This is a genomic window from Fulvivirga ligni, assembly GCF_021389935.1.
Taxonomy (GTDB): domain Bacteria; phylum Bacteroidota; class Bacteroidia; order Cytophagales; family Cyclobacteriaceae; genus Fulvivirga; species Fulvivirga ligni.
In genome coordinates this window covers 6180137-6200146 of sequence record NZ_CP089979.1, presented here as the reverse complement: position 1 = coordinate 6200146, position 20010 = coordinate 6180137, and the positions used below count along the sequence as shown (strand labels likewise).

General features: G+C 39.0%; 16 protein-coding genes. 7 read left to right on the top strand and 9 right to left on the bottom strand.

All coding sequences use genetic code 11. The features are described 5' to 3' along the window. Positions 1 to 266: 266 nt before the first annotated feature. Complete coding sequence (locus tag LVD16_RS26345; RefSeq protein ID WP_233771286.1) at positions 267 to 830, top strand: DUF3347 domain-containing protein; 564 nt, start codon at positions 267 to 269, stop codon at positions 828 to 830. Positions 831 to 841: 11 nt separating this feature from the next. Here LVD16_RS26345 and LVD16_RS26340 read toward each other — a convergent pair whose 3' ends face one another. Then, a complete protein-coding gene (locus LVD16_RS26340) occupies positions 842 to 1549 on the bottom strand; it encodes a hypothetical protein (protein ID WP_233771285.1) in 708 nt (235 codons plus the stop codon). A 146-nt stretch (positions 1550 to 1695) separates the two neighbouring features. On the opposite strand from LVD16_RS26340, the gene LVD16_RS26335 reads away from it, so the two are divergent. Together LVD16_RS26335 and LVD16_RS26330 are read left to right on the top strand one after the other, a co-directional pair. Beyond that, positions 1696 to 2232, top strand: a complete 537-nt coding sequence (locus tag LVD16_RS26335) for a hypothetical protein (protein WP_233771284.1) — start codon at positions 1696 to 1698, stop codon at positions 2230 to 2232. 172 nt (positions 2233 to 2404) lie between these two features. Next, a complete protein-coding gene (locus LVD16_RS26330; RefSeq protein WP_233771283.1) occupies positions 2405 to 3010 on the top strand; it encodes a helix-turn-helix domain-containing protein in 606 nt (201 codons plus the stop codon). Here LVD16_RS26330 and LVD16_RS26325 read toward each other — a convergent pair whose 3' ends face one another. From LVD16_RS26325 to LVD16_RS26305, 5 genes are all read right to left on the bottom strand, one after another. Further along, positions 3011 to 4144, bottom strand: coding sequence for a tryptophan 7-halogenase (locus LVD16_RS26325; protein WP_233771282.1), 1134 nt, complete (start codon positions 4142 to 4144; stop codon positions 3011 to 3013). 5 nt (positions 4145 to 4149) lie between these two features. Beyond that, positions 4150 to 6261, bottom strand: a complete 2112-nt coding sequence (locus tag LVD16_RS26320; RefSeq protein WP_233771281.1) for a LodA/GoxA family CTQ-dependent oxidase — start codon at positions 6259 to 6261, stop codon at positions 4150 to 4152. A gap of 27 nt (positions 6262 to 6288) precedes the next feature. After that, positions 6289 to 7653, bottom strand: a complete 1365-nt coding sequence (locus tag LVD16_RS26315; RefSeq protein WP_233771280.1) for a hypothetical protein — start codon at positions 7651 to 7653, stop codon at positions 6289 to 6291. Positions 7654 to 7871: 218 nt separating this feature from the next. Beyond that, on the bottom strand, positions 7872 to 8792 hold the full coding sequence (locus LVD16_RS26310) for a right-handed parallel beta-helix repeat-containing protein (RefSeq protein WP_233771279.1): 921 nt from the start codon (positions 8790 to 8792) through the stop codon (positions 7872 to 7874). A gap of 247 nt (positions 8793 to 9039) precedes the next feature. Continuing rightward, positions 9040 to 9540: a GNAT family N-acetyltransferase gene (locus tag LVD16_RS26305; RefSeq protein ID WP_233771278.1), complete on the bottom strand. Its 501-nt coding sequence runs from the start codon at positions 9538 to 9540 to the stop codon at positions 9040 to 9042. 131 nt (positions 9541 to 9671) lie between these two features. On the opposite strand from LVD16_RS26305, the gene LVD16_RS26300 reads away from it, so the two are divergent. Continuing rightward, positions 9672 to 11207, top strand: coding sequence for a response regulator (locus LVD16_RS26300; protein WP_233771277.1), 1536 nt, complete (start codon positions 9672 to 9674; stop codon positions 11205 to 11207). Here the strand turns inward: LVD16_RS26300 and LVD16_RS26295 are convergent. From LVD16_RS26295 to aspS, 3 genes are all read right to left on the bottom strand, one after another. Next, positions 11191 to 14229 (bottom strand): response regulator, encoded by a 3039-nt coding sequence (locus LVD16_RS26295; protein ID WP_233771276.1) that lies wholly within the window; start codon positions 14227 to 14229, stop codon positions 11191 to 11193. The genes LVD16_RS26300 and LVD16_RS26295 overlap by 17 nt on opposite strands. Before the next feature lie 200 nt (positions 14230 to 14429). Next, positions 14430 to 15962 carry a DUF7282 domain-containing protein gene (locus LVD16_RS26290; RefSeq protein WP_233771275.1) on the bottom strand — a complete coding sequence of 511 codons (1533 nt, stop codon included), beginning with the start codon at positions 15960 to 15962 and terminating at the stop codon, positions 14430 to 14432. Positions 15963 to 16304: 342 nt separating this feature from the next. Then, complete coding sequence (aspS, locus tag LVD16_RS26285; protein ID WP_233771274.1) at positions 16305 to 18050, bottom strand: aspartate--tRNA ligase; 1746 nt, start codon at positions 18048 to 18050, stop codon at positions 16305 to 16307. A gap of 86 nt (positions 18051 to 18136) precedes the next feature. On the opposite strand from aspS, the gene LVD16_RS26280 reads away from it, so the two are divergent. The 3 genes from LVD16_RS26280 to LVD16_RS26270 are packed head-to-tail and all read left to right on the top strand — an operon-like array spanning position 18137 to position 19809. Next, positions 18137 to 18694, top strand: coding sequence for a hypothetical protein (locus LVD16_RS26280; protein ID WP_233771273.1), 558 nt, complete (start codon positions 18137 to 18139; stop codon positions 18692 to 18694). After that, positions 18694 to 19146, top strand: a complete 453-nt coding sequence (locus LVD16_RS26275) for a nucleoside deaminase (protein ID WP_233771272.1) — start codon at positions 18694 to 18696, stop codon at positions 19144 to 19146. Before LVD16_RS26280 ends, LVD16_RS26275 begins: the two co-directional genes overlap by 1 nt. Before the next feature lie 57 nt (positions 19147 to 19203). Beyond that, positions 19204 to 19809 carry a superoxide dismutase gene (locus tag LVD16_RS26270; protein WP_233771271.1) on the top strand — a complete coding sequence of 202 codons (606 nt, stop codon included), beginning with the start codon at positions 19204 to 19206 and terminating at the stop codon, positions 19807 to 19809. Positions 19810 to 20010: the final 201 nt, after the last annotated feature.

Below are 20010 nucleotides of genomic sequence, written 5' to 3'. Positions count from 1 at the left end.
TTAGAACGAACCGAGGCTATTTAATCAGCGATACTGTTTATGCTTGCATAAACGGTAAGCAAAAAAATAAAAGTTTGCTGTCTGAGCGCAGCGAGTTTCAAACTTTTAAGATTTTTTGCATACTTTTTTATCGAATGAAAAAAGTATGGGCCCGTCCGGCCATAGGACATGCAAATGATGTAGAGAATACTGTTTGTGAAGACACAAACAGTGGCTTTAAAGAAGAATACTATTTGTAAACAATTGAATTAAAACAAAACAACAATATGAAAACTATGAAATTAATCCCATCACTATTTGTGGCTGCCGCCATCGCTCTATCAATAACAGCTTGTGGCGACACTAAAAAAGAAGAAAACACAGAAGAAACAGAAGTAGTAGCCGAAGCCACAGAAGCCCCTGCCGAAGAAAGCGAAGCAGGTGTAATGTCTCAAGAAGATGCCAAAGCGGTGCTTGTCTCATATCTTAAAGTAAAGAATGCATTAGTAAAAACCAATGCAGAAGAGGCGAGCAGTGCCGCTGCTGAAATTGCCAATACGCTAAAGGCTAATGATGCCAGCTCAGCAGAAACACTATACGCTGATGCTCAGAATATTGCCAACGTAAAAGATGTAGAAACACAACGTAAATATTTCAACGAGCTTTCTGAGCATATGTACACCTTGGTGAAATCTACTAAAGCTAATGATGCTACCGTTTACAGACAGTTTTGCCCAATGGCTTTTAATAACGAAGGTGCTTATTGGTTAAGCATGGAAGAAGAAGTGAACAATCCTTACTTCGGAGATAAAATGCTTCACTGTGGTAAGGTAGACGAGACTATTGAGTAACTTTTAAGTTTTCAGGGAAGCTCTTTTTCTAAATCTTCAAAAAATCGTTTAAAATTCTGAATGGTGATATAGTTGATGTCACTATTCAGAATCTGAACTTGATAATGAGTTTTCTCATTATTATTATGATCAAATAAATCAATTAAGGGAACTAAGCGTATTACGTTGGGGTGTTTTTGTGCGAGAGAATCTATTTCTTTATATCGCTTAGAGTTTTTCTTTAACTTGCCATTGTCGTGGGCGTAAGTATTTCTTAATTCTCTAATTTGAGAGAGAAATTCCAATGATGGATTATTAGTTAAGTCAGTAGTAAAATTCTTATCGAGAAATTGTACACACTCGGAAATTTTCAGAAATTGCCCCTTCTTAAAGGTATTCAGTTCATATTTTATTTCTATATCAACGTTTTTATCGTAATAGCTGCATAAGTAGATTAGTAAATATTCAAATGCTCCATAAGATAAAAGTATAGTCGAAATAAATATTTGTTGAGGGAAGACATCATTGATATTATATTTTTCCATCAGGTGAGCTGCGACCTTATCTTCATAATCATCTTCGTATATTTCTTGTTGATTGAACCTTGAGTCTTTTTCTAATTTATCTAATCTTCCGTGCTCTTGATATAGACTAGAATTTAAGAATTCAGAATAATGGCTTATATTATCTAGTTTTTCTGAAATAACATAATATATATTAAAAAATGGATCTCTTAACATAATGCAGTGATTTTCATATAAGATAGTATAAAATCTTTAATTGAATGAAAATAAACAGGGAGCAGAATCTGTTTATTTTGTAGAAATATCTTGATTAAGTTGGTTAATCATTTTCAGAATCAAGTCATAATTAATTGACAACCAACATGAATATAATTCACCAGAATGGCACCGAAACTTATGCCTTACACGAGGAATTTCAAGCTTCACTTTTCCAGCCAATAGCTAAGTATGTGGAATGGAAGCTGAAGAATGACTGGGATGATTATAATGAATTGTATCATGCTATCCGTTTCATTGAAAGCATAAAGGAGAAGCTTGGCATTTGGTTTCATATTCATACTATTAAAAGAGAGGGTGAAATCATTGGCGTACTCAGCGTAGTGGGAGGAAAAATCAAGGAAATAGAAAAGCATTTGCCACAGGAAGAGCAAAAGACGGTTCTGCTAAAATATTTTCACATCGCCGACAAAGGAAAAGGCTATGGTGGTTATTGGTTGAACCATGTTTTGATTCCTTACTATGCTGATTTGGGATTTGAATATATCCAGCTAGGTAGCAGTCACCCAAAATCTTTTTCTTTCTATGGTAAGTTGGGGTCGGAGATCAGTTCTTCAGAAAAGGAGAGTGATAATCATTTATTTAAAAGGCAGGTGAAGGCTTTTTTGATTTCGATTAAATAGGAGAATGGATATGTAAAGTGTCTTATTAGTATTGACAAAAGGTTGAGTAAGATTTTAATTTAAAGCCTAAAATCAGCTTATTGACACCAATGTCGTAAATATGTCATAAACATGACGCAGCCAAAATGTGCAGTAAGTTATACCTTGCTCCCTGAATTTTAACGACCTAAAAATGAAGAATAAAGAACTTGCTCTCAGAATTAAAAATTTAAGAAGTAGAAAAGGGTTTTCTCAGGAGGAATTGGCTGATAAAACAGGGTTGAGTCTACGAACCATTCAGAGAATTGAAAACGGTGAGACGGAACCTCGAGGGGATTCCTTAAAAAGGCTGGCAGCTGCTTTTGATGTAGCACCAGATGAAATCATGGACTGGACCGTAGAAGAGAATAATGGCTTTCTTACCAGTCTTAATCTGGCGGCGCTTACCTTTATTATTTTTCCGATTCTCGGTATTCTGGTGCCCCTTATTATGTGGATCTCCAAGAAGGACAAGATAAAAGGTATTAATTCTACTGCAAAATCGATTCTTAACTTCCAGATCACCTGGGTAATGGTGCTCTTTGTTGGGTATTCAGCTATTGTGGCAAGTATAGCTTACGCCTTTGAGTCAGAGCAAAACATTAGTTCATCCATAATCCGACCGCGTATGCTCTTTATGGTCGTATTCTTCGCGGTAATGTATCTTTATAATTTAACGCTGATTATCATCAACATTGTTAAATCTAACCAGCAAATGAGAGTCCGTTATATTCCAGGCATTCCATTTTTAGGTAGGTAATCAGTGCTGATGGCTCATGGCAAAGTCCTGGATTGAGTTACCTTCTTCAGGGTTTTGAATAATCTTCCAGAAAGCACTATTTGGCCACCGTCTTTCCAGATTATAATATAATGACCTCATGTTCCGATAATGTTCATATCGTGCTTTTACATTTTGATCATGTATGTAAAGGTTTTTCATGTATCTATCTCCATTTCTAAGCATTTCTGCTGATCGTATGCCTTCTGTAATGGATTTGATAATACCGTTCGAAGTAATGGGGTCATAACATGATGCAGCATCTCCAACCGCCAACCAATTGCGTCCGTGTATGGAGGAGAGGCAGAAGGAATGGGCAGCAAACATGAATAAATGATGTTGCGAAGGAGAATAATGGTATTCTTTTAACCAATGCTCTGTGCTAGTGCCCTCAAGTAGGTTATGCCATGGTAAGAATGAGTTCAGTTGTAATTTTTTTATGATACTGGCATGTGTGAATAAGGTCACTAACGCTTCTTGATTGGGAAGGGATGTGGCGTACCACCAGCCATGTTTTACAGCTTCTATTTGTGTGAGGTGTGATAGTAAGGCTGGTTTTTCCTGCTTAAACTTCATGCCTACACATATTAGTGGTGTGTCATGAATCTGAGTCTCGCCAAAATACTTGGCAACTATGCTTTTAGGACCGGAGGCATCAATAATAAAGTCATAAGACAGTGTTCGGTTAGCTCCGTCAGGATCCTTGTAAATGAGCGTGCTGCTGTCCAGTGTTTTTCTGAAAGTAGAATTTTTAATTAACTGAATATTTTTCTTACTGTCAGCGGTTTGAATCAGAAGTTGATTAAACTTTTTTCTATTCAAGTGCCAGCCATGACCATGAGGATTCATAATAGAATCATTGTAGCCAGGATATTGACTGCCCCAGTAGGAGCAAGATCCGAAAGAGGGAATATGTTTGTCTTTTAAAAAGGCCTTATAAATATTAAGTGTAAGCAGAGGCTTTTTTATTTCCGGAGGGACACATTCGCCAATATAGAAGTCTTTCTCTGGGGCACTTATTAAAGTGATTTTATAGTTTGTTATCTGAGATAACCTAATGGCGCAGGCACACCCAGCGGGGCCTGCGCCAATGATTGCAATCTTCTTTAATGTCATTGTAATTAATTTTCAGGGGGTTGAACACTATCATCCACATTATTAGGCCACTGGATTACCAGGTTGCTATAATCCTTTTCAAATTCACTCTGCACTTCCAGATAGTAATCTTTATCATAGCTATCAGGGTAGCCATCTATGGCGGTACCTTGAATTACAGTGCCAATTTTACTCCATCCTGTAAGTATGTTCTTCCTGTTTTGATAGCGGCCAACGTTCATGGCTGCGGTATCAAAATCTGTGGAGACAGGGCAGCCCGGATTATTCATGGGAGAAGTGGCAGCGGTGCCTTCCCCTCTGACGGAAAATCGTTGGATCGTGTTTTTTAAGTTACCTTCATTGGCTGAAAGGTCCTTGAAAGTGTAGACTGCCACGGGTCGCTGGGCAGGCCATGACCAGTAAAGCGTGGTATTTACTTCCCCACTATAAACATTCTCTTTTGTAAGCTTACCCCCGGGATTAGGATCAGGTGTATGGGTGGCGCAGCTGTTATAATCAGTATGCCAGGGTATAGCCATAAACTTGCATATATCACCCGGCTGTACAGGATCTGGCCTTAAAGGAGTGTAACCTACACCAAGAAAAGGCTGATCTTTTGTGGCACTAGCATAATCCAGTGGTTCTGCGTTTATCCTAAAAGGGCCAATGTTTGGATCGTGCCAGTTACTGTTGTACAAATGGGTGTCTCTTACAATGAAGGTCATATCTATGCCCGGACTAAATCTTCCCCCAAGACAATTCACCAGAATGGTCTTGTCCAGTTGCTCACCGGCACCGAGTTTCACAGGCGTAGCGCCAACACATTTTCCTTTGGTCCATTGTTCCATAAAAAAGTACTGCTGATGGGATATGGTGAGAAAAGATTGGTCAGCATCACCAAGAGAGAGCGGCATTAAAGGTGACCCTTTTTCATTTTGACTCCCATCCACTTTTCTAATGAAAGACATGATGTTCATCTTCGGCGGTTGTTCCGTGAAATTCATCATGCTTTTGTGAGCCGTCACGGCCTGATCCGGAAGATTCGTATTCCATCGCTGCATGTGGGCTGCATTGAGTACGGGAAACACATCTTCCTTAAAATCAGGTTGATAGTTCTGATTATAAGAACCGCTATATACTTCGGGTTGTAAATTGAAATTTTCTAACCAGGTGTTATATACATCATCCCAAAGACTCACAACGTTGAGGGTCTGTGGAGCATACGCGGGGTCAGTAACAACTACCCAGGCACTACCGGGAATTACATGTTGAGTACCATCTTCAAAAACCAATGTGGCAGTAACTGGTCCGTCAGAGGTGTCGTCCAGCCAGTTATTGTTGTCTACATCAGCACATAATGACTGGCTGGCGTCAAATTGCCCTTCATTGTTAAAACCACAGGCCAGTCCATGACCGCCGAGCACTAGAAGCCTACCTTGCTCATCGGTCAATAGCTCACCTAAATAGTCAATTGGGGTGCTCCCATCACTTTCAGAACCGCTAGACGCAGGAAATTGAATAGGATAATTAGGAACCTCTGTAATCTTCCCCGATGAAGTGTTCAGGTAGGATGCTGTGGTTTTATTATCAAATTTCACTGGTGAAGAGCCATTGGCACTGTTGATAGCCCGGGGGCCAGCATCAATGATGAGCTTCTGAAGCCTATTGGTGCTGCCGGGGTCAGATCCAAATGATGGATTTCTCAAGGGTGGCGTTTTACCATTTTCATATAGTAGAATACCTTTATTGGCAGTTTCATCTATCATCCAACAATTAGCTTTTTTGTTGGCCAAATGAGCGGTCCAGATGATATTACTTACCTTTTTTCCATCTACCACTGAGCCAATTTTAACTTCTTCACCCGGTGTAGAAGGGTAGCTTAGAGTGCTGGGGGAGTTAGCATATTGATAAATCTTAAATCTTGCGGCCTGGCGTTTCAGTCTACCCTGGCCATCTCTCAGGTCGCCGCTGGTAATGGTGGTGCTTTCAGTGTTGGGTTTTATGGGTAAGCCCCCGGTGGTATCTGAGCCTTCCTGAGGGTGAGCGGCCATCGTTTCGGGCCCCAGATAATATTCAGTACTGTTGCCTACTCTGGCCATGCCAATAGCAGGGTGTATTCTTAAAGAGGTTTCTGACATGATAATATGATGTTTAGGAATTGTAAATTATTGGCCACGTTTTACCTGGCCACCGCCTTGATATCTTTTTAAAAGAATATGACTGGTACTCAGATTTTTACCAGGAAGTGGTTGCTTGTCATCAGCAAAGAAGGTCATGGTATTATGACAGCTAAAGCATTCATTCTGGCTGATCACCTTTTGAGTAAAGGTTTCGATGGTAGAGTTGGATAGTCTTAATGACCCTGTTACCATCACACTGTCAACGTTAGGAGACCAATCAGGCGCAAGTGTACCTTTGGTGGTATTGAACCAAATAGCTCCTACCTCGAAGTAGTTACTCCACAGAGAGTTTGTGGTATTGGCTAGTTGATCTTTTATGTTAGTGTTAAGGTGTTCAATATTATTTTGGTTAGTACTGTCTCCCCCTCCATTTACATACTGGCGGGCTACCTGGGTAACCGGTGTTAATAGTTGCTTGCTTTCATCCTTAAATTTTAGAATTTGAGCATTGTTGGCATTAGTTTTTTGTGCCACTGTTTTAGCAGTGTAAAGAAGCCAGTCTTTATCAGACACAGGACTATCCATAGCCTGATGAGGTTGGAAATTAGGGGCATTGTCATCAAATTCAAAAGTAGCCCATACAAATTCAGGGTGCCCTTTAACTACCACAGCTATATGCAGGCCAATGAGGGCAACCTCTGCACTGTCAGTTTTAGGGTTATCTGGTATTCTTGGTTCGCCACCTACCATGGTAAGAAGTTGAATTTTCTTTTTGGTAGTGTACAAATTCGAGGTGTCCTCCCCTGGTTGTACGATCTTCCAGCTAGTTTTTATTGATAGCGATCCTACAGGGAAGTCGGCCTTGGGATCAAAATTGGCCAGGCTGTCAGCATTGTACAGATGGTTGTCAATGATCCAGTCTCTATAGATGTCATTAATAATGATGTTACTATACACTGCTCTTCCATTTAAATCTATTAGTATTCCTTTGGATAAGGCTTGTTCTACAATATCCAACTCCTGATTAGTGTCATTTTTGGTTTCAGGTGTAATAGATTTATCGGTAAACATGGTCTCAAAGCGGAGCTTGCCATTGACTTTCTCTGTGAGCCAAAGGAAGTATTGCCAGGAGATAATGTGGAAATCGCAATTAGACGGATCTTCTGGGAAAATGGTAGGATCTGGTTCGGGAACAGGGCCGCTAAACCATTCGTCTGGAGCTACACAACTAGTATCATTTCCGTTGGGGAATGAGGCAGTCTGAACCATCGCGTGGCTGGTTAAACTTTCAGTACTGTCATTTGTGGTGGTTTCATTATTACCAGGCTTAGGATTGCAGGAGTATATCCATAAGGTGTAGACTCCCACGCATACCCAGAGCAGGTAATGGAGGTATGGCATTTTTTTCATGATAGGTGTAGGTGTAATTAAAATGTTTTTCTTAATAGAAGTTAATCAATTAATTAAACTATTCAAATAAAAAATAATACAAAACTAATTTGGATAATCACTTGAAAATTAGATTGTTAGCCCTCCTGCCTCAAAAATGTATCAAAAATAAAAAGCAGATCAACTGGAGTTGACCTGCTTTTTAAACTAAAACTTGAATATGAAACTTAGTTGAACTTTCAATAAATTCTTAACCAGAGACCTTTTCCATTGCCGTATCCGCCGCTTCCGGTAGTTGTGATGTGCCCTGTATTACCGTTACCATCATAACCGGCCCCCAGGTTATTACCAGAGGTACAATTAGTCACTGTGTGTGGTACATTCTGGCCGGCGCTGCCTAGCTTAAATCCGTTACCATCACCGTTGGTGCCGTAGCCATTATTTTTGGCTGTGCAATTGGTGATTTTAACTGTGTAAGGCTGTCCGTATAAATCCCAGCCATCGTCAGAATTGTTTTCTGCCCAGCAATTATCAAACTGATTGCCGGCACCAGCAGAAAGTTTACAGGCAAAACCATCGGCATTTTCACCGCCATTGGCCACATCATAGTTATTATATGAAGTGCAATAATTAATGCTATTGTGGTGAGAGCCATTATAAATTTGCAGCCCGGAATCTCCATTTCCATGGGTTATTACCTGATAAACCCAGTTATATCCACCATGTTGAAATACCAGTCCACAGTCAGGAGCATTTTTGATGGTCATATAACTGATGTTCCAGTAGCTGCCATTGACCTTTACGCCCCAGCCAGAGGATAGGCCGGAACAGTCTAAGGTGCCACCAGTGAAGTTGATCTTGCTGCCGGAGTTACCGCTTCTGGCTAGCTCCAATGTCCGCGTTAGTCTTATGGTTCCATTCACACGAATAACGTCTCCGGGAGAGGCACTTCCAATGGCGCTTCTAAGTTGAGATTCATTGCTAACAGTAATGGAAGCTGATTGGCTAACATCGGATTTAAGCAATTCTAAATTCTCCTGATTGGTTAAAGTAAGCTGACTTTCATAGGAAATTGTCTCAGGTTGAACGGCCTCTTGTGAGCATGAGGAAATAGTGGCCAAAGCTATGGCTGAGGCCAGGTAGTAGTGTAGCGTTTTCATTTTATAAGGTTTAAGTTGAACGTTTAATTGTTCAGCAAAGCTTCTAATAAAATCTTAGCTACACCTGATAAGAATTGATAGCTATAATACCTAAGAAAGTAGTAAAGTGAACTTGAACTAAATTTTAATGTAAATTAATTACAGATAACTTTTAAGTGTATAATATACATTTAATAACAGACGGATGAAGCCAAAAACATGCTCAAACACGCTTCCGTTTGCTTGTTTCGGAGATAAATCTTACATCCTACAGATGAAGATCGAACCGCTGCTCAGTTATTTCTTTACTAAAAGTGTCTTTGGAAACCTTCTCCTGAGTAAGTTGAAAGTTAAATTTCTTATAAAGATGAATGGCCGCCTTTTGTTCTTCGGTGGTCCATAAATAGGAGTGACTGTAGCCTTTTGCCCTCATAAAAAATACGAAGTGTTCCATCAGCTTGCTGGCAAGTCCTATGCCTCTGTACTCCGGAAGAATTATAAAGTATCTGAGCTGTAAACTTTCTTCCTTTTTGCAGCCTAATAGAAATCCAATAATTTTTTCATTATGCTCACAGATCCAAACACGCTCGTTATCAGGGTTATAGGTATCAATAAATTCATATAGACCTTTCATTACGTATTTTTCGAAGTTAAGGCCATACTTACACTCTTCTTCATAAAGCTTACCATGTAAATGAGCCACATAGCCTAAATCTCCTGGTAAAAGGGTGGTCCTGATTTGGATGTCAGTTAAAGTAACAGAATTCATACTCAAAATTTAGACCGCTAAATTAGTCCATTTCACAAAAGGGAGACCCGGTAAGCCCTTCTTTTTATGGAAAGGAAAGCTTATATTTAGTATAGCTATAATTTAATATTACTCATCCTAAATTGTGACTTGTGGATAACGAAGAAAAGGAAAGGTTAAAAAGCCTGAAATCTTATCAAATTATGGATACGGAAGTGGATGAAGTGCTTGATAATATTACCGCACTAGCTTCTAATATTTGTGAAGTTCCTATTACATTAATATCTCTATTAGATGATAAAAGGCAGTGGTTTAAATCTAAAATAGGCCTTGATGTTTCTGAAACACCACGAGATATGGCTTTTTGCAGATATGCTGTAAGTGATAAGAAATTTCTCCAGGTGAAGGATGCTTTAGATGATGATCGTTTTGCAAATAATCCCCTGGTAACTAATGATCCTAACATCAGATTTTATGCTGGCTGCCCACTTATAAGCACGGAAGGCCACGCCCTGGGCACACTTTGCGTAATAGACAGAAAACCAAAGGAACTTACTGATTCTCAGAAAAAAGCATTGAATTCTTTATCTGAAATAGTGATGTGCTATTTGAATAAAACCCGTGAGCAGAAAAAGCTGGTCGATGCACTGAATATAAAGAATGATTTATTTCAATCTATGAGTCATGAGATAAAAACGCCCCTAAATGAAATCATGGGTATTTATTATCTTCTTAAAGAACAGAAAAATGGGGAAAACCTTCAGAAGGATGATTTGGAGTTATTAAAGTCTTCTGCTGAGAATCTTTTTAACGTAATTAGTGAGGTGCTGGATAGTGGCAAGATTTATAATAATCATTCTAGTGATACTCGAATTCTATTTAATCTTAAAGCACTTTTAGAAGAACTTATCACTGAGTTTCGGTCAGACACTACAACTTTGAAAATCAATTATGATTTGGCTATTCCAGATTTTTTAGTGGGTGATCCGCTACGGCTAAAGCAGCTTATACGATTGTGCCTTAAAAGGTTTGGCAAACGAGAGATTAATAAGCTCATTCTGTACATCGAGCTGCTAGAGGAGGACGAAAACAGCCTTCGTATACAGTTTACAGCCAATAGAGCAGATGGTGGAGAGCATTATACCGATGAAAACGATAAGTTTAACCTCACATTTACTGACCAGCTGGTGAACATGCTAGATGCTGATATGCAGGTGTTTAGAACTGAGATTAATTTTAGCCTTGGTTTTAATCAATTAGAGCAGTCAGCCAGTTATTCGAAATTTGAACAGGATGAGGAAATTCTTAGTGGGCTTTCTTTGCTGCTAGTGGAAGATATGGAAACCAACAGATACATCGCTGGAAGATTTTTAGATTCATGGGGCATTGAATACGATATAGCTCATGACGGTTTTGAGGCTTTAAAACTAGTTGGTCAAAAGAAATATGATATCATTTTAATGGATCTGCAGATGCCTGGTATGACCGGTTATGAAGCTACGGAAAAGATAAAACAACTAGAAGATGGTAAGTACAGCTCTATTCCAGTAATTGCCTTAACGGCCTCTATCACTATATTGTCTAAAGGGAAATCTATTGAAGCAGGTTTAGAGGGTTTTATATCTAAGCCGTTTAATCCTCAGGAGCTAAAATCCACTATTTTACGGGTAGTTAAACGGATTGCTTAATGGTATTTGCTTTGTTATTTAAGGCGTCCATAATGGCTTCAGACCTGGATTCTATCTCCTGTAGATGGCTGGTAATATCAGTGCGTCCATTGTTTACTTTATCAGTAAGCGTGTTTAGCTGGTTGTGATATTCATTCAAGCTGAAAAGTTCAAATGAAGGTTTCATTTTATGAATCAGGTTCTTCATATCCTGAACTTTTTGATTCTTGGCTGCCACCTCAAAATCTGAGGTAAAAGAAGCCAGCTCTCTTTGGAAAGATTCTATGAGGCTAATAATAAAATTCGAGTCATTATTAGCCATTTGAGTAATCATTTTAAAGCTAATTTCCTCCATAGGATTTTCCTTCTCTTTTTTGCTGATGGGTTGAGAAGCTTCGGTTTTCCCAAGTGTATAATTAACAATTTTACTCTTCATCTCATCAGGGTTGATTGGCTTGGTGAGGAAATCATTCATACCCACCTCAAGCACCCGTTCTTTAATGTTGGTAGTGGCATCTGCAGTAAGTGCGATAATGGGAAGATCATCAAAAGCAGAATTTTTACGGATCTGCCGCGTGGCCTCATAGCCGTCCATCACTGGCATTTGCAGGTCCATAAGTACCAGGTCATAGCTGTTTAAAAGTAGTTTTTCCAAGGCAATTTGCCCATCATCAGCTACTTCCACTTCTATGTTCCAGTTCTCGAGGAACTTACAGGCAATCAGTTGATTCACCTGATTATCTTCTACCAGCAGTATTTTCACATTATCAAGTTGGTGTTCTTTATGATCAACGATAGGAGCTATATGAGTGTTTTCATATTTAGCATCTGCTTTTTTAAATTTGATATCAAATAAAAACTCAGAGCCTTTCCCTTTTTCACTTTTAAGGGTAATATCAGAGTGATGAAGCTCCAATAATTTCTTGGTAATGGCCAGGCCCAGACCTGTGCCACCAAATTTTCGAGTGGTCTCTTTTCCTGCCTGCGCAAATCTTTCAAAAATATTGGCTTGATACTCTTTTGGAATACCAATGCCGGTGTCTTTAACAGAAAAACTGACTAAGGCTGACTCTTCCGTTTCTGCTTTTAGCTGGATAGTGAGCTTTACTACCCCTTCGTTAGTGAATTTAACAGCATTCCCAACTAAGTTAACCAGAATCTGGTTGATACGAGTGGTGTCACCTATCAATAGCTCGGGAATGTCGCTATCATAAATAAATGATAATCTGATTTGTTTTTCCTGTGTTTTAAATTGAAATGACTTCCTGATATTGTTAGCTAACTCTCTTAGGCGGAAAGGAACCTTTTCAAGATTAATTTTTCCAGCGGATATTTTATTAAAATCTAAAATGTCATTAATAAGTACCAGTAGATTTTCAGCGGAGAACTGCAGAGTTTTCAGGTTCTCTTCCTGATGCGGTAATTTCTCTTCTTGCAATAGCAAATGAGTCATACCAATAACCGCGTTCATAGGAGTTCTTATTTCATGGCTCATGGTGGAAAGAAACTCTTCTTTAGCATCTGCGGCCGCCTCAGCTGCCTCTTTGGCTTTTCTGAGTTCTTCTTTAGCCTGTTTTTCTAAAGTAATATCCTCAGTAAGCATAATAATGCCTCCAATATTTCCTGAGAGCTCATACCAGGGTCTCACTTCCCATTTGAGCCATTGCACTGTATGGTCCAATCTTTCAAATCGGTCTTCTTCATTTTTACAGATTTCTCCTTTCAATACACGCTGGTGAATGTCCTTCCATTCCTGACCTATCTCTGGAAATACTTCATAGTGTGAGATGCCAATAATTTCTTTTCCTTCCAGTTTATAGTTTTTATACCATTTATCACTGGCAGCGATATATCTAATGTTATCATCAAACATAGCAATGGCTGCAGGTGCGGCGTCTACGAATGCGATGAGTTGCTCTTCTCTCTTTCTATCCTGGCTAATATCCTGGAAAACACCGTAAAGCTTGGTAGCTACATTATCTTCCATTTCTACTTTTCCGATGGTCCTTACATACTTGTAATTGCCCTTGCCGGTAATGATTCCAAGCTTTAAATCCCATGATTCACCTGTTTTCTGGCATCTATTGAGTGTGTCAATTATGATGGGCCTGGAGTCCTGATCATAGAAATTGATGGCGGTCTCAAGTTCCGGCTCATAATCTTTGTCTACTTCATGTATCTTTTTAGTCTCTGATGACCAGAATATCTTATTAGTCTTCAGGTCCACTTCCCAATGGCCTATTTGAGCCATTTTTTGGGATTGGTCTAATATTTCGGATTGTTTTCTGGTTTCAAACTCGGAAATTTTTCGAGTTGTGATATTGTTAGCGACTATAATGGCACCGGTAATATCATTATTTTCATCATGTATGGGCCTGCCATTTACATTAATAAAAACCCCTGTGTTGGTAGTTTTATTATGGACGTACATTTCTATATCATCCAGATATTCTCCTTTTAAAACTCTATTTCTTGGGTAGTTATCTGTGGGTACAATGGTTTTTTTGTCAGCCTCATAACAGACGATTCCATCTAATAATATATCCTCCAGGGCCACTTCAGGATCAATGCCTAAAAGCTTTTTGCCAGCAGCATTCATCATTAGTAGGTCCATGTTCTTATCATATACAATCACTGATTCTGACATAGAGTCAAGAATGGAGTTGGTATAACTCATGGCTTGATTAAGAGGAGAGGCCATTGCAGAACTTTCACCAATTACGGACCAATATTTTGAGTCCTTATCATTTTTAACTTCAGATACGGTTTGATTGAAAACCAGGGAAGGATCATTTTTTAACTGAAGCTGATAAGTCGCTTGTGCTGTACTTGCTTGGGTTTGTTCTTTAAATTTGTTTTTAACTTCATTGGAATTCACTGCGAGGTCATAGAATTTCATTCCTTCCAGCTTTTCCTCTTCAATGGCCACCAGTTCTTGAAAGGCCGTATTGGAAAAAATGATACTGCCGGTTTCATCTACACCATAAATAAAAGCATTAACGCTATTTAAGAAATTCTTATAATCCACAGTAGTTTGTACCATATTACAATAATATTAAATACAGCCAGAACTATGATTTGAAGTAATGTTATTAGACTTTTTGAATAAAATTATAGCCCGTTAGTTCTTATTTAATTTAGCAATTATTAATGAGTTAATAAGGTGATCTCACTATTAATTTATATACAACAAAAAAGGCAGACTCTTTCGAATCTGCCTTTCATTGATTGTGGATTTATATCTTAGTCTACTGATATTTGAGTCATTACTACTTGACTTTCAGTATCTAATATTGGCTTATCATTACTGTTTTCAGAGCCATCAAACTCATATTCCATCATAGTTCCGTCATCTGTGTGAAGCATTACCCACACTTTTCCGTTTTCATTGATTTGAGCTCCCTCGTTTATCATCAACTCTACTTTGGCAGTGGTGCCAGCTTCTACATATTTAGGGGTAGAAATGATACCTGGAACTACAGGTGCATTTTCACCAGTATCGTTGTGTACTACTATCCATCCGGCCTTGTTCATAGTTACTGAGCCTACTGTAAGCATGTTATCCAATATAGGCTGGTTAGTAACGGTTAAGCTTCCCATAGGCACTAAATCTACCGTGATTTGTGTAATGACCATGTTTCCATCATCATCAAATATAGGACCGTCAAATCCGTTTGCTCCATCAAACTCATACTCCATCATAGTACCATTGTCAGTGTGCAGCATAACCCATATTTTATCGCCAGCCATCACATTAGCATCCTCTTTAAATTCTACCATAATATCTTCTGAGGTACCTGCTTCTACATATTTAGGTACTGAAATTATAGCAGGCACAACAGGAGCACCCTCGCCGTTATCAGCGTGTATTACTATCCATCCATCTTTATTAAATGTAGCAGAACTTACTGTTATCATATTATCCATAATAGTCTGGTCAGTAACACTAAAGCTTGCTGTGGCAGCTAAGTCTACCATTATTGAAGACATTACTATATTTCCATCAGCCATTAATGGTGCATCTAGACCGTTGCTACCATCAAATTCATACTCTCCTATAGTTCCATCATCTGTATGTAGCATGATCCATATAGTTTGATCATCTTCTACTGTAACACCGTCTTTAAGCATTACTTCTACATCTTGCGTAGTACCTGCTTCTACTTGCTTTGGCTCAGAGATAATACCTGGCACCACTGGTCCACCGCTACCATTATCTGCATGAATTACTACCCAGGCTTTTCTGTTTACAGTTACAGACTTAATCATTACTTTATTATTTCTTACTGCCTGATCTTCAGCAGTGAAGCTACCAGTAGCCTCTCCCAATACAGTTATTGGTGACATTACAATATTACCTTGAGCGTCAGTTACAGGACCGTCTAAACCGTTTGCTCCGTCAAATTCATAGACTTCTGCTTGTCCATTATCGGTGTGGAGCATAATCCAGATATCTTCATCTTCTTCCACTGTCTCACCTTCCTTCAGCATAACTTCTACGTCGGTTGATGTTCCAGCTTCTACCCATTTTGGTTCTGAAATAATACCAGGAACTACAGGTGAGCCATTGTTATCTCTATGAATAACTACCCAACCATCCTGGCTCATAGTTACAGAGCTAACTATTACTGTATTGTTTTCTACTTCCTGATTCGTGGCTACGAAGCTACCTGTAATGGCAGGATCCATATTGCCATCGCCATCATCATCTCCACATGATGCTAAGAATAGGGCAGCACTTGCGAAGGTTAATATTCTTAAAAAATTCAATTTCATAGTGTTAGTTGTTTAAATTAAAAATCTGGTTTTGATTAACACATGTTGTAATCAAGTCCAATACAGTTCTTAGCTGCACGGGTTAGTATTAACGAAGTGATTAAACCAGGTGGATTTTAAAAATTTCGATTTTCTTGTACTTGCGGTGGCCGCAAGCCTCACGCCATGAAATTGAAGAGGCCTATATTCGTTTAAACGTGGATATGGAAAGTTTACACGGGAAAGGCTTTCAACAAATATTCTCGTTTTGTTGAATATGTTGCCGTAAAAAAAAGAGGCTGTTGAAATTTCAACAGCCTCTTCTAGCTTGGATGACTCTCTTAAAAGAGTCGATGGCTTATATTATTTTAAGTCTATGCCTAATTCTTTCAGTTGATCTGCATGAATGGGGCTGGGGGAGTCTATCATCACATCTCTACCTGCATTATTTTTAGGGAAGGCTATAAAGTCTCTGATGCTGTCAGAACCGCCGAAAAGTGAGCATAGCCTGTCAAAACCAAATGCAATACCACCATGTGGAGGTGCTCCATATTCGAAAGCGTCCATTAAGAAGCCAAATTGAGCTTTTGCCTCTTCATCAGAGAACCCTAGCTGCTTAAACATGCGCTGCTGTATTTCTTTGTCATGGATTCTGATTGATCCACCACCTACTTCTACACCATTGATTACCATATCATAGGCATTAGCCTTAACTACACCAGGATCAGATTCGAGTTTTTGTAAATCCTCTGGAATTGGAGAGGTAAATGGGTGGTGCATAGCATGATATCTTTGAGTGTCCTCATCCCACTCCAAAAGAGGGAAATTAAGAACCCAAAGCACTTTGTATACATTCTTGTCTCTAAGGCCAAGTTCGCTACCCATGTGAAGTCTAAGCTCGTTTAGTGCTTTTCTGGTGTGGTCTTTATCACCACTAAGTACTAGCAAAAGATCACCTGCTTCTGCTCCCATAGCATCAGCCCATGCTTTTAAATCTTCCTGGCTATAAAATTTATCTACTGATGATTTGAATGAGCCGTCAGCATTACATTTTACATATACTAACCCTTTAGCTCCTACTTGTGGTCTCTTTACAAAGTCAGTAAGCGCATCAACTTGCTTTCTGGTATATTCTGAGCATCCTTTAGCACAAATACCCACTACCAACTCAGCGCTATCAAAAACATTAAACCCTTTGCCTTGAGCCAGATCATTCAGCTCAGTAAATTTCATATCGAAACGAGTATCTGGCTTATCCGATCCATAGTATTTCATGGCATCATCATAGCTCATTCTATCAATTTCGGTGATATCAATACCCTTTACGGTTTTGAAAAGGTGCTTCACCATGCCTTCGAAAGTGCTGATAATGTCTTCTCTCTCTACGAAAGACATTTCACAGTCTATCTGAGTGAACTCAGGCTGTCTATCAGCTCTTAAGTCCTCATCTCTAAAGCATTTTACAATCTGGAAATATCTATCGAAACCAGAAACCATTAGCAACTGCTTAAAAGTTTGTGGTGACTGTGGTAATGCATAAAACTCGCCCGGATTCATTCTTGAAGGAACCACAAAGTCACGAGCACCCTCAGGTGTAGATTTTATAAGTACAGGCGTTTCAACCTCAGTAAACTTCTGGGCATCTAAGTAAGCGCGTGTTGCCTGCATCATGCGGTGTCTAAGTAAAAGATTTTCTCTTACGTTAGTCCTTCTTAGGTCCAGGTAGCGATACTTCATTCTTAGGTCATCGCCGCCATCAGTATCATTTTCTATGGTGAAAGGAGGTGTTTTAGATTCGTTAAGCACCTCCAGAGCAGAAACTTTCACTTCAATCTCTCCGGTGTCTATCTTATCATTTTTTGAAAGTCTTTCTATAACCTTTCCAGATGCCTTAATTACGAATTCACGCCCTAGCTTATTGGCAATTTCAAGAATAGCAGCTTCAGTGTGGCCTTCTTCAAAGATCAACTGAGTAATACCGTAGCGATCTCTCAAATCAACCCATATTACACTACCTTTATTTCTTACGCGCTGAACCCAGCCGCATAATACTACATCTGTATTTATGTCGTTTATTCTTAATTCACCACAAGTATGTGTTCGAAGCATGCTAAAATATTTTAATTTTGGAGGCCAAAGTTAAATGTAATTTCATTCTGAGGAAAAACGATAGACTATTAATTTCGCTTATTACTATGTTAAAGCTCTCTTTTTTATTGTTATTGATGCCATTTACACTGTTTGCACAGGAAAAAATGGTGAAAACCAAAATAAATGACAACATCACGGCGTCATTACCAACTAATTTTTACCCTATGTCAGCGGAAGATCTTGCTCAGAGATATCCATCTGTGAGGAAACCTCTGGCGGCATATACCAATGAATCTCGCTTTGTAGACTTCAGTATCAATATTTCTGCTACTCAATGGAGACCAAGTGATATTGAAATTGCTAAAGATTTTTTTAAGGCCAGTCTTATTAATCTTTACGATAGAGTAGATATGATTAAAGAAGGGATTGAAGAAATCAATGGAAGGCAGTATATGGTGTTTGAGTTTACCTCCCAAATCAACGGAGAGAAATATTCATTAACCAATACTGGTCCGGTCAGAAAATATATTTATATCCAGTACCTTATCCAGAAGGGAAAAACAATAGTGTTTAGTTTTAACTGTCCTGTGCAGCTACAACAAAAATGGCAAGCTACTGCAGGTGAGATTATGACAAGTTTAAAAATAAAGGGTAGTTTATAATGGAGCTTTCTATACATAGTGATGAACACTTTATGAAGGAAGCCTTAAAGCAAGCCGCTATTGCAGCCGAAGAAGGGGAGATACCTGTAGGTGCTGTGGTGGTAGCTAATAAAACCATTATAGCCAGGGCCTACAATCAAACCGAGCGTTTGGGTGATCCTACGGCGCATGCAGAGATGTTGGCGCTTACCGCTGCTACCAATTATCTGGGAACAAAATACCTTTCAGACTGTTCCCTTTATGTAACTTTAGAACCTTGTGGTATGTGTGCAGGGGCATTATATTGGAGCCAGCTGGGAAAGTTGGTGTATGCGGCAGCTGATGATAGGAGAGGGTTTATGACCATTAATCCTAATATGCTGCATCCAAAGACAGAAGTGAAGAGAGGGCCTTTTGCAGATGAAGCAGGGAGTATGGTTACTACATTCTTTCAAAAACTCAGAGGAAAATAGTTTTCTGAGTTGGAGAGAATATTAAATGAATGTTAAACTATTAAAACCAATAAAATTATGGCTTTTGAATTGCCCGATTTACCTTATGCACATGATGCGCTAGAGCCGCACATAGATGCAAGAACAATGGAAATACATCATGGTAAGCACCATGCAGGATATACAAGCAAACTTAACAGTGCTATAGAAGGATCAGATATGGCTAATAAGTCTATCAAGGAACTTCTGGCTGAGAATACAGATAATAACGCTGTTAGAAATAACGGTGGAGGTTTCTTTAATCACAGCCTATTCTGGAAAGTGATGTCACCTAATGGTGGCGGAGAACCTACAGGCGAGCTAGCCGATGCTATTAATGCAGCTTATGGATCATTTGAGAAGTTTAAAGAAGCATTTTCAAATGCTGCTGCCACTCAATTTGGTTCTGGCTGGGCTTGGTTATGCGTGCATGATGGTGGTAAAGTAGAAGTTTGTTCTACACCTAATCAGGATAACCCGCTAATGCCAGGTGTTGGCTGTGGAGGTACACCTATTCTAGGATTAGATGTATGGGAGCACGCTTACTACCTTAATTATCAAAATAAAAGACCTGACTATATTTCAGCTTTCTGGAATGTGGTGAACTGGGATGAAGTAGCTAAGAATTACTCTTCAGCGAAATAATCTTAACCAACTTTAACATTAAAAATCTACTCAGAAATGGGTGGATTTTTTTGATTAAAAAAGGGCTAAACAAGTAGCCCTCTTTATATAACCTGAACTATAAAAAACTAATTAATCTATATTCTCTTATTACGGGACAAGCCAGGAATAAGTTGCCATTTTTTTGAGATATAAAATCATTGTTAATTGTTTTCCCATTGA

What these genes read in the sequence shown, in the direction of transcription:
- LVD16_RS26345 (WP_233771286.1), top strand. Translation starts at nt 267, where the DNA reads ATGAAAACTATGAAATTAATCCCATCACTATTTGTGGCTGCCGCCATC.
- LVD16_RS26340 (WP_233771285.1), bottom strand. Translation starts at nt 1,549, where the DNA reads ATGTTAAGAGATCCATTTTTTAATATATATTATGTTATTTCAGAAAAA.
- LVD16_RS26335 (WP_233771284.1), top strand. Translation starts at nt 1,696, where the DNA reads ATGAATATAATTCACCAGAATGGCACCGAAACTTATGCCTTACACGAG.
- LVD16_RS26330 (WP_233771283.1), top strand. Translation starts at nt 2,405, where the DNA reads ATGAAGAATAAAGAACTTGCTCTCAGAATTAAAAATTTAAGAAGTAGA.
- LVD16_RS26325 (WP_233771282.1), bottom strand. Translation starts at nt 4,144, where the DNA reads ATGACATTAAAGAAGATTGCAATCATTGGCGCAGGCCCCGCTGGGTGT.
- LVD16_RS26320 (WP_233771281.1), bottom strand. Translation starts at nt 6,261, where the DNA reads ATGTCAGAAACCTCTTTAAGAATACACCCTGCTATTGGCATGGCCAGA.
- LVD16_RS26315 (WP_233771280.1), bottom strand. Translation starts at nt 7,653, where the DNA reads ATGAAAAAAATGCCATACCTCCATTACCTGCTCTGGGTATGCGTGGGA.
- LVD16_RS26310 (WP_233771279.1), bottom strand. Translation starts at nt 8,792, where the DNA reads ATGAAAACGCTACACTACTACCTGGCCTCAGCCATAGCTTTGGCCACT.
- LVD16_RS26305 (WP_233771278.1), bottom strand. Translation starts at nt 9,540, where the DNA reads ATGAATTCTGTTACTTTAACTGACATCCAAATCAGGACCACCCTTTTA.
- LVD16_RS26295 (WP_233771276.1), bottom strand. Translation starts at nt 14,229, where the DNA reads ATGGTACAAACTACTGTGGATTATAAGAATTTCTTAAATAGCGTTAAT.
- LVD16_RS26290 (WP_233771275.1), bottom strand. Translation starts at nt 15,962, where the DNA reads ATGAAATTGAATTTTTTAAGAATATTAACCTTCGCAAGTGCTGCCCTA.
- aspS (WP_233771274.1), bottom strand. Translation starts at nt 18,050, where the DNA reads ATGCTTCGAACACATACTTGTGGTGAATTAAGAATAAACGACATAAAT.
- LVD16_RS26280 (WP_233771273.1), top strand. Translation starts at nt 18,137, where the DNA reads ATGTTAAAGCTCTCTTTTTTATTGTTATTGATGCCATTTACACTGTTT.
- LVD16_RS26275 (WP_233771272.1), top strand. Translation starts at nt 18,694, where the DNA reads ATGGAGCTTTCTATACATAGTGATGAACACTTTATGAAGGAAGCCTTA.
- LVD16_RS26270 (WP_233771271.1), top strand. Translation starts at nt 19,204, where the DNA reads ATGGCTTTTGAATTGCCCGATTTACCTTATGCACATGATGCGCTAGAG.